The 13,168-nt window shown below is 56.3% G+C and carries 7 protein-coding genes; 4 read left to right on the forward strand and 3 right to left on the reverse strand.

Annotated features, from left to right (window positions below):
• Positions 1 to 18 precede the first annotated feature (18 nt).
• Positions 19 to 2,076 (forward strand): AsmA family protein, encoded by a 2,058-nt coding sequence (locus B880_RS0101955; RefSeq protein ID WP_017345706.1) that lies wholly within the window; start codon positions 19 to 21, stop codon positions 2,074 to 2,076.
• On the opposite strand, the gene ppiC is transcribed toward B880_RS0101955, so the two are convergent.
• Positions 2,077 to 2,358: a peptidylprolyl isomerase PpiC gene (gene ppiC, locus B880_RS0101960; RefSeq protein ID WP_017345707.1), complete on the reverse strand. Its 282-nt coding sequence runs from the start codon at positions 2,356 to 2,358 to the stop codon at positions 2,077 to 2,079.
• 72 nt (positions 2,359 to 2,430) lie between these two features.
• Here ppiC and rep point away from each other — a divergent pair, with 72 nt between their 5' ends.
• The 3 genes from rep to B880_RS0101980 all read left to right on the forward strand — a co-directional run bounded on the left by rep (position 2,431) and on the right by B880_RS0101980 (position 8,054).
• Positions 2,431 to 4,452: a DNA helicase Rep gene (rep, locus tag B880_RS0101965; protein ID WP_017345708.1), complete on the forward strand. Its 2,022-nt coding sequence runs from the start codon at positions 2,431 to 2,433 to the stop codon at positions 4,450 to 4,452.
• A 269-nt stretch (positions 4,453 to 4,721) separates the two neighbouring features.
• A complete protein-coding gene (locus B880_RS0101975; protein WP_017345709.1) occupies positions 4,722 to 7,007 on the forward strand; it encodes a TonB-dependent siderophore receptor in 2,286 nt (761 codons plus the stop codon).
• A gap of 93 nt (positions 7,008 to 7,100) precedes the next feature.
• The gene (locus tag B880_RS0101980; RefSeq protein ID WP_071524360.1) at positions 7,101 to 8,054 is read left to right on the forward strand and encodes an alpha/beta hydrolase; all 954 of its coding nucleotides are present in this window, start codon (positions 7,101 to 7,103) and stop codon (positions 8,052 to 8,054) included.
• A 46-nt stretch (positions 8,055 to 8,100) separates the two neighbouring features.
• Here the strand turns inward: B880_RS0101980 and iroC are convergent, their stop codons facing one another.
• Both iroC and B880_RS0101990 read right to left on the reverse strand, forming a co-directional pair.
• The gene (gene iroC / locus B880_RS0101985; protein ID WP_017345711.1) at positions 8,101 to 11,760 is read right to left on the reverse strand and encodes a salmochelin/enterobactin export ABC transporter IroC; all 3,660 of its coding nucleotides are present in this window, start codon (positions 11,758 to 11,760) and stop codon (positions 8,101 to 8,103) included.
• A gap of 119 nt (positions 11,761 to 11,879) precedes the next feature.
• The gene (locus tag B880_RS0101990) at positions 11,880 to 12,989 is read right to left on the reverse strand and encodes a glycosyltransferase (protein WP_017345712.1); all 1,110 of its coding nucleotides are present in this window, start codon (positions 12,987 to 12,989) and stop codon (positions 11,880 to 11,882) included.
• Positions 12,990 to 13,168 lie beyond the last annotated feature (179 nt).

Genomic DNA, 13,168 nt, shown 5'->3' on the forward strand with positions numbered 1-13,168 from the left:
AAGGCGAGGAGGGGTGCAATGTCGCGGACGAGGAAGATTTTCAGCTGGATCATCGGGATTTTTTTGTTGCTGGTTGTGGTGATTGTGGTTTTCATCGCCACATTTGACTGGAATCGCCTGAAGCCAACCATCAACCAAAAAGTCTCCGCTGAGCTAAATCGCCAGTTTGCCATTCGCGGCGATCTCGGCGTTGCCTGGGAGCGTCACCGTGATGAGCCTGGCTGGCGTCAGTGGGTGCCGTGGCCGCATGTGCATGCGGAAGATATTGTGCTCGGTAATCCGCCGGAGATTGGCGAGGTGACGATGGTGCATCTGGAACGTGTTGATGCCACGCTTGCGCCACTGGCACTGCTGCATAAGCAGGTCTATTTACCCTGGATCAAGCTGCAACAGCCGGATGCGCGTCTGATTCAAACCGCAGATAAAAAAAATAACTGGACCTTCACCCTCGCCAGCAGCGGCGATGCTAAGGCATCTGCACCTTCTGCGTGGAGTTTCCGTCTGGATAATATTCTGTTCGACCAGGGGGTTATTCGCTATCGCGATGCCATCAACAAAGCGGATGTGACGGTAAAAGTGAATCCGCTCGGGAAACCCGTGCCTTATGCTCAGGTTGCCGGAGGGGACGATCAGCAAAAGGGCGCGGGTGATTTCGTGTTTGGCTGGCAGGCTCAGGGGCGCTACAACAACCAGCCGCTGAGCGGCAGCGGTAAAATCGGCGGAATGCTGTCGTTACGCAGCCAGACTACGCCATTCCCGGTGCAGGCCGATGTCCGCAATGGCACCACCCGTGTGCAGCTGAGCGGTGGGGTGCAAGACCCGTTGAATCTCGGCGGTTTGAATGTCCGCCTCCGTTTCTCCGGTGATACGCTGGCAAATCTGTATGGCTTAACCGGCGTATTGCTGCCGGATACTCCTCCTTACGAAACCGATGGGCACCTGATCGCTAAATTTAACGGCAAAAATGGCCCGGTGTTCCAGTACCAGAAATTCAACGGCCATATTGGTGACAGCGATATTCACGGCTCATTGACCTACAGCCAGGTAAAACCGCGCCCCACGCTCACCGGTGAACTGAGTTCGCAACAGCTACGCATGGCTGACCTTGGCCCGTTGATCGGGGTTAACTCCGGCAAAGGCAGCGAAAAAACCGAGCAGGCCAAGGCGCAGCGTGGCGAGAGAAGTACTCAACCCGCAGATCGCGTCTTGCCGCATGATAAGTTTGATACCAAAAGCTGGCAGGTGATGGATGCGGATGTGAAGTTCAGCGGTAAGCGCATTGAACACAGTAGTTCGCTGCCGTTAAGCGATCTTTATACCCATTTACAGCTAAAAAATGGCGATTTACGCCTCGACCCGCTGCGCTTTGGTATGGCGGGTGGGACGTTAAACAGCACGATTCATCTGGAAGGTGATCGTAGCCCAATGCGTGGACAGGCAGAATTGCACGTGCGCAAACTGCAACTGCGTCAGCTGTTCCCTGATGTGCAGGCAATGCAAAAAAGCCTTGGTCAGATCAACGGAGATGCCAGCCTGAGCGGCAACGGTAACTCCGTGGCTGACCTGCTTGGCACCAGTAACGGCAACATGAAACTGTTGATGAACGACGGCCTGATCAGCCGCAGCCTGATGGAAATTGCCGGGCTAAATGTCGGTAACTATCTGGTAGGGAAACTGTTTGGGGATGATGAGGTACGGATCAATTGCGCAGCCACCGATGTGAAACTGCAAAACGGGCTGGCAACGCCAAACCTGTTTGTGTTCGACACGGAAAATGCCGTGATTAACATCAGCGGTACCGCCAATTTCGCCAGCGAACGGCTCGATCTCTCCATTGACCCGGAGAGCAAAGGCATTCGTATTGTCACCCTGCGTTCGCCACTCTATGTGCGTGGCACGTTTAAAAATCCGGATGCGGGGGTGAAAGCCGGGCCACTGATTGCCCGTGGTGCGGCGGCTGTGGCGTTGGGTGCGGTAGTCGCACCGGCTGCCGCCCTGCTGGCGCTGATCTCTCCCAGCGACAGTGACGACAACCAGTGCAGCAAGATACTGCAACAGATGAAAAGCCAGCGCTAATCAGTTGCGGTACAGCACCTTAATGATGTGATAACCAAAGGCGGTTTTCACCGGTCCAAATGGCGTGATTAACGGACAGGTGAAGACCGCTTTATCAAACGCTGGCACCATTTGTCCCTGACGGAACTCACCCAAATCACCGCCGTTGCGGCCTGAAGGGCAAGTAGAGTGCTTTTTGGCTAATTCCTGGAAGTTAGCCCCTTTTGCCAGCTGTGCTAACAGGTCGTTAGCCTGTGCTTCCTCTTTCACCAGGATGTGTAAAGCCGCTGCGGTTTTCGCCATGATAAATCTCTCTCGTGTATACTGAGCCGCTATTATCCCACTCCTTTCCCCGATTATTGAGCGATTTCTGTTATGCGTTTAAACCCAGGCCAACAGCGTGCCGTTGAATTTGTTACCGGGCCATGTCTGGTGCTGGCTGGAGCCGGTTCCGGCAAGACTCGCGTAATCACCAATAAAATCGCCCATCTGATCCGGGAGTGCGGCTATCAGGCGCGCCATATTGCGGCCGTGACCTTTACCAATAAAGCATCGCGCGAGATGAAAGAGCGTGTGGCGCAGACGCTGGGGCGTAAAGAGGCGCGCGGCCTGTTGATCTCCACCTTCCACACCCTGGGCCTGGAGATCATCAAGCGTGAAACCGCCGCGCTGGGGATGAAATCAAACTTCTCCCTGTTTGACGATCAGGACCAGCTTGGCCTGCTCAAAGAGCTGACCAAAACCTGGCTGGAAGAAGACAAGACGCTGCTACAGCAGCTGATTTCCACCATCTCCAACTGGAAAAATGACCTGATCGATCCGCCGGGTGCCGCCGCGCTGGCACGTTCCGAACGGGATAATATTTTTGCGCACTGCTACGCGCTGTACGATCAGCATCTGAAAGCCTGTAATGTGCTGGATTTCGACGATCTGATCCTGCTGCCCACGCTGCTCCTGCAACGTAATGAAGCAGTGCGCGAACGCTGGCAACAGCGTATTCGCTACCTGTTAGTGGATGAATACCAGGACACCAACACCAGCCAGTATGAGTTAGTCAAGCTCCTGGTGGGCAGCCGCGCGCGTTTTACCGTGGTGGGCGATGATGACCAGTCGATCTACTCATGGCGCGGTGCACGACCGCAAAACCTGGTGTTATTGCAGCAGGATTTTCCCGCGCTGGAAGTGGTGAAACTGGAACAGAATTACCGCTCTTCCCAGCGTATTCTGAAAGCCGCCAATATCCTGATTGCCAATAATCCGCATGTGTTTGAAAAACGCCTGTTCTCCGAGCTGGGTCTGGGGAATGAGCTGAAAGTGATCACCGCGAACAATGAAGATCATGAAGCGGAACGCGTCACCGGCGAGCTGATTGCCCATCACTTCATGAACAAAACCCAGTACAAGGATTACGCGATTCTCTATCGCGGCAATCACCAGTCGCGAGTGTTCGAAAAGCTGCTGATGCAGAACCGCATTCCTTATCGTATCTCTGGCGGAACGTCGTTTTTCTCCCGCCCGGAGATTAAAGATCTGCTGGCCTACCTGCGCGTTCTGACTAACCCGGACGATGACAGTGCCTTTTTGCGTATTGTGAATACGCCACGGCGTGAAATCGGCCCGGCGACGCTGCAAAAGCTGGGGGAGTGGGCCAACCTGCGCAACAAAAGTTTGTTTAACAGCAGCTTTGATGTGGGGCTGGGACAAACCCTGACCGGACGTGGGCTGGAACACCTACAGCGTTTCACGCACTGGATGCAGGAAGTGATGCAACTGGCGGAACGCGAGCCGGTGAGTGCAGTGCGCGATCTGATTCGCGGGATTGATTACGAAAGCTGGCTGTATGAAACCTCAACCAGCACCAAAGCGGCCGAAATGCGCATGAAAAACGTCAATCTGCTGTTCCAGTGGATGACGGAGATGCTGGAAGGCAGCGACCTGGAAGAGCCGATGACGCTGACTCAGGTGGTTACGCGCTTTACGCTGCGCGACATGATGGAACGTGGCGAGAGTGACGAAGATATGGATCAGGTCCAGCTGATGACGCTGCATGCCTCCAAGGGGCTGGAGTTCCCTTACGTCTATCTGGTGGGGATGGAAGAGGGGCTGCTGCCACACCAAAGCAGCATTGATGAGAACAATATCGAAGAAGAGCGACGTCTGGCTTATGTGGGTATTACCCGCGCGCAGAAAGAGCTGACGTTTACGCTGTGCCGCGAGCGTCGACAATACGGCGAGCTGATTCGCCCTGAGCCAAGCCGCTTCCTGATGGAGCTGCCACAGGATGATGTGAGCTGGGAAACGGAACGCAAAGTGGTAAGCGCCGAAGAGCGCATGAAAACCGGCCAGAGCCGGGTTGCCGGCCTCCGCGCGATGCTGGATAAAGCCAAAAAAAGCTGATCTGTCAGCGCGCCTGACTACCCGTGGCCTTTTCCTGAAATAAACCGTAATGCAAATTTACGCCAGGCTGATATTTGTAATTACGGGGCAGGGAAAGGCGCGGCATCCTGATGATTTAATTCACGAAAATTTATGTCTTTTTCTCACGCCGCCAGTAAAAAAACAGCGGTGCGTCAGGTTGTCGAAAAAAGCCGCATTGTAATTAATAATCATTCGCAATAGAGTGCATCTCCTCTGTTTTAGCACTTTCACCACGGAAGGCGATTCCAATGATTAGGCAGATGTTTAAGCGCTCGCTGTTGAGTTCTCTGATTGCGGGCAGTCTCGCAATACCCGCCGTTCAGGCGGCAGATTCCAGCCAGAAACCCACGACAAAGCAGCCAGAAAAGCCGCAAACCCAGCAGCCCATGGCGCTGTCAGATAAGAAGAGCAGCAGTGATAACACGCTGTTAGTCACCGCTCGCGAGCAAACCTTGCAGGCTCCCGGCGTTTCCATCATCGACAGCGAAGCGATAAAAAAGCATCCGATTCAGCGTGATGTGGCGGAGATTATTCGCACCATGCCCGGCGTGAACCTGACCGGTAACTCCAGCAGCGGCCAGCGTGGCAATAATCGTCAGATTGATATTCGCGGGATGGGACCGGAAAACACCCTGATTCTGGTGGACGGCATGCCCGTCAGCAGCCGTAACTCCGTGCGATATGGCTGGCGTGGCGAGCGTGATACCCGTGGCGACAGCAACTGGGTGCCGCCCGAAATGATTGACCGCATTGAGGTGATCCGTGGCCCGGCAGCGGCGCTGTACGGTAACGGAGCGATGGGCGGCGTCGTGAATATCATCACCAAGCCCACCACCCAGGCGTGGCACGGTAATTTTAACAGCTACTACAATGTGCCGGAGCATAAGCAGGAAGGGGCAACCAAACGCTATAACGCCAGTATTGGTGGTGCCTTAACCGATAATCTCACCATGCGGATTTACGGCAACTGGAGTAAAACCCAGGCCGACGGACAAGATATTAATGACGGCCATTCAGCTGAGCGTACCGGTAAATATGCCGGGATGGTGCCAGCCGGACGTGAGGGCGTGATTAATAAAAATATTAACAGCGTGCTGCGCTGGGAATTTTTGCCGCGCCAGGCGCTGGAGCTGGATGCCGGATATAGCCGCCAGGGCAACCTGTATGCCGGAGATACGCAAAATACCAACAGCAGCATGTTAGTCAAAGAGAATTACGGTAAAGAAACCAATATTATTTATCGCCAGACGCTGTCGTTGAAATATACCGGTGCATGGGATAACGGCGTTACCACCAATAATTACATCCAGTTTGAAAAAACCCGCAACACGCGCCTGAACGAAGGCTTGTCTGGCGGCCTGGAGGGCTTATTCAGCACCACGGATGAAGGGTTCTCCACCATCGTGCTGAATGACACCAACCTGCATTCAGACGTGAATATTCCGCTGGATTTTGGTGTTAATCAGACGCTGACCTTCGGGGCGGAGATGAATCATCAGTCGATGAAGGATCCCGCCTCCAATACGGTGACCACCACCTCTGATGTGCCAGGCGCGGCCAGTAGCGATCGCAGTAAATACAGTTCAGCAGACATCTACGGCTTCTATACCGAAGATAATATGGATCTGACCGATACCACGCGTCTGACGCCGGGGCTGCGCTTCAACTATCAGACCCTGTCCGGCAGCAACTGGAGCCCGGCGCTGAATCTTTCTCAGGATCTGGGCAGTGACTTCACGCTGAAGCTCGGAATTGCCCGAGCGTGGAAAGCGCCTAACCTCTATCAGACTAACCCCAATTACCTGCTCTACAGCAGCGGTAACGGCTGCTATGACACCGGCAGCAGCTGCTATCTGCAAGGGAATAAGGATCTGAAAGCGGAGACCAGCGTTAACAAAGAGATCGGTATTGAGTACAACCATGCAGGCGTACAGGCTGGCCTGACCTGGTATCGCAATGATTACCGCAACAAGATTACGGCGGGAACCACCTCTGATTACTACAATGGCACCTCCAACGTGTATCAGTGGACCAACGTGCCAAAAGCGGTGATTCAGGGGCTGGAAGGGACGTTTAATTTCCCTCTCAGCGACAGCCTGACGATGAACAACAACTTTACCTACATCATTGATGATGAGAACAAAAGCACCGGGGATTACCTGACGCTGATCCCGAAATTTACCATCAATTCAACGCTCGACTGGCAGGCGACAGAGGCGCTGGCGGTGCAGGGCACCATGACCTGGTATGGTAAGCAGAAAGCCAATCGCTATGAGGCCAGCGGCGCGAAAACCACCGGCAGTGAAACCTGGGCAGTGCAGCCTTATGCGGTGTTTGGCGTCAGTGCGGTGTACAGCATTAACAAGGATGTGGATCTGACCGCAGGGATTGATAACCTGTTAGACGAGCGCCACTTCCGTGAGGGCAACTCGTTGACCTCCGGCTCCAGCGGGACTTATGCCTACGGCGCTGGTGCGCGTACCTATAATGAGTCGGGCCGCACGTATTATATGGAACTGGGTCTGCATTTCTGATTGATCGAAAGCAGGCAACAGGCTGTAGGGAGACGCTCTCCCCGCAGCCTGTTTTGCGTTCTGAACCGCAGCACTATCAGGGAGATTAAGGCAGTGAGAGAGAGGTTATTCCACAGTAAGACCCTGCGCCTGGCGCTACAGCTAAGTGTATTTACCGCTTCACTTTTCGCGGCGGGTAGCAGTTTTGCCCGGCCGGATATGACCCCGCTGGGGCCTAATATCGCGGACAAAGGCTCTGCGTTTTACCATTTCACTGTGAACACCTTTGACTCCGTAGACGGTCAGCGCCACTACAAAGTCTGGACCGCGATCCCGGATAAACCCGCGCCAGCGGCAGGCTATCCCCTGTTGTATATGCTGGATGGCAATGCCGTGATGGATCGCCTTTCCGATAGCCTCCTGCAAAAGCTTTCTCAGCAAAATCCGCCGGTATTGGTGGTGGTGGGGTATCAGACCGATGAACCTTTTGCCCTGAGCGCGCGTGCCTATGATGATACGCCGCCCGTCAGCATGGCTGGCAGCCTGTGCCAACAGCAGGCGACGCGCGGCAGGCCCTGCGGCGGCGGTCTGATTTTCCGCCAGCTGTTAGAGCAGACCATTGCGCCGCAGGCGGAAAAAGGGCTGAAGATTGACAGCCATCAGCGCGGGATTTGGGGACACTCGCTGGGCGGTCTGTATGTGCTGGATAGCTGGCGCAGCTCCAGCCTGTTTAACCGCTACTACGCGACCAGCCCGTCTCTGAACCGGGATTACATCGGGATGCTGGATGAGATGGCGCAGATTGATCCGCGCAAAGTGTGCCATAAGCAGCTGATCTTTATGGAAGGTAGCCCGATTCCAGGCAAGAACAAAGCGGGTGCGGTGGCGGATGCAGTCAGCCGGGTACATGCCACTCTACCGGCGTTACGCAGCCGTGGCCTTGCCGTGGCGGATTGGTCGTTTCCTGAGTTGAACCATGGCGAGATGTTTAACGCCGGTTTCCAGCGTGCGCTGTTTGATATGGCGGCACCAGACAAAACGTTGCCTGCGGCAAACTGCCCGCCTTAAGGGATACAAGGCGTGGCACCGGTTGTGCCACGCCTTTTCCTTCAGATTATACCGCTAGCGTTGCGGCATCTTTGTCAGCACCTGCGCCGTTACTGTCCCGCCACAATCTGGCATACAGGCCGTTGGCTTTCAGCAATTCATCATGCGTACCGTATTCACTGATCTGGCCACGATCCAGCACCGCAATCGCATCGCAGCGGCAGGCGGTGGTGAGCCGGTGTGCCACGACCAGCGCAGTTCGCCCATGCTGATGGGCTCCGGTAATCAATGAATTCAGCACCGTCTCTTCGGAGGCGCGATCCAGCCGCGAGGTGGCTTCATCGAGCAGCATCACGTGTGCGTTTGCCAACTGCGCCCGCGCCAGAGCCAGTAGCTGGCGCTTACCGGCTGGTAAGTCGGCACCGCCATTGTTGACCGGTGTTGAGAAACCTTGCGGCAGGGCACGCACCGTATCCAGTAAGCCCGCCTGACGTGCGGCATTCTCTACCTCCGCGTTGCTGCTTTCTGGCCGCGCATAGCGAATGTTTCCGGCGATATCACCGCTGAACAACGCGACCTCCTGCTCTACCAGCCCAATTTGGGCCCGGTAATCTGCCAGCGGCAGATCGCTAATGGCGCGTTCGCCAATGCGAATCTTGCCCTCGGTCAGTGGATAGAGGCCAGAAAGGAGCTTGATCAGGGTGGATTTCCCCGCACCGCTACGCCCGACAATCGCCACGACCGAACCGGCAGGTATCGACAGATTCAACTGATTCAGTGCGGGCTCGCTGCTGCCAGGATAGTGATAGCTAATCTGTTCCAGTGTCAGCCCGCCTTGCAGAACGTGACTGCTCGCCTGCGGCGTAGGATCAAGGTTCTCTGTGCCTGGCGTTGCCAGCAGCTCATCAATATGGCGAGCACTGGCTGAAGCCTGCTGGTAGGAGTCCACGATACCCGAGAGCGTTTGCACCGGACCGTAAAACTGCCCCAACAGCAGGAAGAAGGCGGCCAGCACACCTGCGGTCATCTGCCCCTCGGCAACACGAGAAGCGCCAACCAGCAGCACCGCTGCGTAAGCGGCTTCGGTACAGAAGGTGAGGAAAGGGAAGTAAACCGCGAGATACTTCTGTGCTTTCACTCGCGTAGCCCGGAAACGATCGGAGAGGGTGCGCAGTTTTGCTGCTTCGGCCCCTTGTTGTCCGTGCGACTGCACCACGCGCAGGCCAGAAACTTTCTCCTGTAATGTGCTGTTAACTTTGCCGATTTCTACTCGTGCCTGCGCATACGCCGGTGAACTAAGGCGACGGTAGATCAGCGTCGCGATGATGACTACCGGGATGCCACCCAGCGCCACCAGCGCCAGCACCGGGTCGAGCCAGAACATCGCGACGGCAATCGCCACCATGGTGATCAGGCTGGTGGCAGTACCGGCAAGGCCATTCTGTAAAAAACGCGCCAGCGCGTCGACATCCACCGTCATGCGGGTCAGTCGGCTATCGACATTTTTCTCATGGTAGGGCAAACCGAGACGCAGTAACTGGCCGAAGCTGCGTAAACGAACGGTGTGTTGCACGCTTTCGGCGGCGCGGGTTGAAACCACGGTTTGCAGTGAATAGCAGCACCAACTGACAACCATCAGGCCCAGTGCCAGCGCGGCACAGCTGATGATAGTGGTGAGATCGCCCGCAGAGACGCCACTGTCGATGCCCCGTTTCAGCAGCAGCAGAACGCCAACGCTGGAAGCGGAATCCAGGGCGATGAGCAGCGCAGCGACGATGAACATCCAGCTCACTGGCCGGAGCAGTGACGCAACGCGGCGGCCTTTGCCTGCCAGCGCAGCCTGCACTGCCGGTTCTGGCACTTCGCTCATGCGATTGCGAAAGCCCGTTGTTGCGGATGCCGTCTTTTCCTGCGCGGGTTGGGTTGCCGCCGTCGGCCACAGGTCGATAACGCTCTCCTGCGGCTTTTCGAGGAATTCACCGCTGCCCGACATCAGGGCACGGAATGTCGGACAGCGCTGTTCCAGCTCCGCCTGGCTGCCGATATCCACAATGCGCCCCTGCTCCAGTACCACAATTTTACTGGCCAGTTGCAGGGTTGAACGGCGGCGGGCAATCACCAGTAACATGTGCTGTTCATCGGCATAACGTCCCAGTGCTGCGTTGATTTCGGACTCGGTGCCAGCATCGACGGCGGAGGTGGTGTCATCCAGAATCAGCAGGTTAGGGGCAGTTAGCAGCGCCCGCGCCAGGGCAATACGCTGACGCTGCCCGCCGGAAAGATTACTGGCGCGCTCCGTCAGTGGCGTTTTGAACCCTTTCGGCAAGGCCGAGATAAACCCTGTTGCGCCCGCGGCATCTGCTGCGGCCTGAATACTCTGTTCGGTGGCTTCGGGATGGCCATAGGCAATATTCTCTGCCACGGTCCCTGCAAACAGGAAGGTGTCTTCAAAGACCACACCCACGCGACGGCGCAGGGCATCTAAACGCAGATCGGCCAGATTTTGCTGGCCCTGGTCAGTATCTAACAGCAGGCGTCCGCTGGTGGGATCGTAGAAACGTGCCAGCAGCATCAACAGGGTGGATTTACCCGAACCGGAGGCACCCACCACGGCGAGGGTTTCGCCCGCCTGGATGGAGAACGAGACATCCTGCAAGACCTCTTTTTTTCCGCCGCTGTAGTGGAAGCCCACCTGTTCCAGCGTCAGGCCGGTGACCTGACCGGCGACAGTTTGCGTGCCATCCTGCATTTGCGGTTGGGTATCGATCAGGGTGAAAACCCGTTCCACCGAAGCGCGGGTGCGTTGCACAATCACCAGATAGGAAGCCAGTACGCGGGTCGGACCGGTCAGCATGGCGAGGAAGCTGGCAAAGGCCACAAAGGTGCCGAGATCGATGCGCCCGTTCATGACGGACCAGCCGCCAAAGCTTAACAGGACGATCTGGCCCAGAATCGGCAGTGCCAGCATGGTTGCGCCCGGCATCGCCTGCGAAATTGCGGCACCGATGCGCACCCGCACAATGCGACGTGACTGACGATCGAGCCATTTCAGCTCGCGCAGTTCCGCCACGCAGGATTTCACAATGGAGATCTGTTGCAGCACCTCGCGCATGTGTTCGGTCATTTGCGCCAGATTGTCTGAGGCCTGGCCCATCTGGGCAAAGACCCGGCGACGGGCATGCAGCGCGGTATAGGCCAGTGCCGCGAGTACGGCAATCACGATCACCGTCATAGAAGGTGACATCCACAGCATGACACCGAGGCCGACAACATAATAGGTCAGTACCGCCAGCGGGACCGGGCTCATCTGCATCATGATATGCATCTGTTGCAGATCGCTGTTGGTACGTGAGATCACCTGGCCGGTGCGCAGGGCATCCTGACCGGCACCGTCGAGGTTTTGAATACTGTCAAAGGCGCGGCCACGCAGGGTGTGCTGCACCCAGAGCGACAGCTCTCCGGCATAGCCGCGACGCACATAGTTGCCGATAAAATCGAACAGGGCGATAAGCAGTAAGCCCGCCGCCAGCCACGGGAGTTGAGCAGGATTACCGGCCATCGCATCGTTAACCGCCTGGCGTGTCAGGAGCGGCGTTAAGGCGGCGAAAAGAATCGTCGAGACGGAAGCCAGCACCACAATCAGGCTTAACTTCTTTCGTTCCCAGCAAACGCCAGCCAGGCGAACCATCCAGGAGCGCGTAGGCGGTTGAGATTGAGCAGTGGGCATTAAGCCTCCTTTTCTGCAAGCAAACGATGCCTGCTAAGTCGCAGGCATCAAGTTAAAAAGGTGAGGCGCAGGCAGGCGGTGAGTTCCTTTCCCGCTACAGCGCTGCGCTATCACGGGTCTTACTTCACCAGGGCAACCAACTGTTCGGCGACTTTGGCTGGCGTAGCCTGTGCCGCCATCTCTGCCGCCACCTGCTGTGAGGAGGTGCGCAGCGCATCGCTACTCAGGAAGCTGTTGATCAAATCACTGGTTAACCCCTGTTCTCCCGGCACGATGCCGCAGCCGCGATCAACCACCGCCTGGGCATTTACCGGACGGTCTGCTCCCTGGCCAAAGACGATCTGAGGAATGCCAGCATGCAGCGCCGTGAGCGTATTGCCCGCCCCGCCGTGATGGATAAAGCCATCTGCGCCGTTGAGGAAGGCACCCATAGGGATCCAGTCCACCAACCGCACATTGGTGGGCAGGTTTCTCAGTTCCGCTCGTGCATTGGCATTAAGGTGCAGGATGATTTCGGCATCCACTTCGTGCGCCGAATCCATGACCCAGGAGATCAGGTCCAGCCCGTCTACCATGGGTTTGACGGTGCCGAGGCTCACCAGCAGGCGCTTTTGTCCGGGCGTCCGGTCCCACCATTTTTCCCATACGGCACCGCCGTTGTAGGGCACGTACTGCATCGGGATAATCGGCTCGCCGTCATTTTCCGTGATGCTCATGCTAGGGGGCGTTACATCAATCCACGCCAGATCGCGCGGTGTTTCCGTCACGCCATGGCGTGCATAGGCATCAGAGAGGGATTTGGTCACCCCTTTCACGTGCCAGGGTTTATGGGCAAAACCCACGGTTTGCATGACGACGGGAATGTTGTATTTCGCCGCAATCAGGGGACCAACGACACCCAATGGCGGATAGACGATGAGATCGGGCTTCCACTCACCGGCAAAATCCATCAGCCGGTCAGCCATCTCCTCACTAAAAAAGGAGAAATTGCCCATCTTAGTCCCGACGTTTTTTTCCTTACGCAGGTTTTCGCGACGGCGATAGTCCGCTTCTGAGTCGAAGCCGGGTGCCGCATCAAACGTGACCAGGCCCGCTTCAGCCGCTTTTTGGGCGAACTTTCCGGCGCTGGCAATAACCACTTCATGCCCGTTGGCGCGAAAGCCTTGGGCGAGGGAGAGCACAGGGTACAACAGACCATAAAGGGGTGGGCCTACAAACAGAATACGCATGAGAAAATCCCTCTCCTGCCATAAGTGATGAAACCCCCTGTTCCAGACGAATAAGGGATCCCCTGTCGGGCGACCATATGGAGCTTATCGGTGCTGTATCCTCTGTAAGGTGCTGGGATATTGTATTCAGAACCTGATCGCCGTTATTAACGTAAGCTATTTATTCCATTGTCGGATGT

This window comes from Pantoea sp. A4 (genome assembly GCF_000295955.2).
GTDB classification, from domain to species: domain Bacteria; phylum Pseudomonadota; class Gammaproteobacteria; order Enterobacterales; family Enterobacteriaceae; genus Pantoea; species Pantoea multigeneris.

What these genes read in the sequence shown, in the direction of transcription:
- rep (WP_017345708.1), top strand. Translation starts at nt 2,431, where the DNA reads ATGCGTTTAAACCCAGGCCAACAGCGTGCCGTTGAATTTGTTACCGGG.
- B880_RS0101955 (WP_017345706.1), top strand. Translation starts at nt 19, where the DNA reads ATGTCGCGGACGAGGAAGATTTTCAGCTGGATCATCGGGATTTTTTTG.
- iroC (WP_017345711.1), bottom strand. Translation starts at nt 11,760, where the DNA reads ATGCCCACTGCTCAATCTCAACCGCCTACGCGCTCCTGGATGGTTCGC.
- B880_RS0101975 (WP_017345709.1), top strand. Translation starts at nt 4,722, where the DNA reads ATGATTAGGCAGATGTTTAAGCGCTCGCTGTTGAGTTCTCTGATTGCG.
- ppiC (WP_017345707.1), bottom strand. Translation starts at nt 2,358, where the DNA reads ATGGCGAAAACCGCAGCGGCTTTACACATCCTGGTGAAAGAGGAAGCA.
- B880_RS0101990 (WP_017345712.1), bottom strand. Translation starts at nt 12,989, where the DNA reads ATGCGTATTCTGTTTGTAGGCCCACCCCTTTATGGTCTGTTGTACCCT.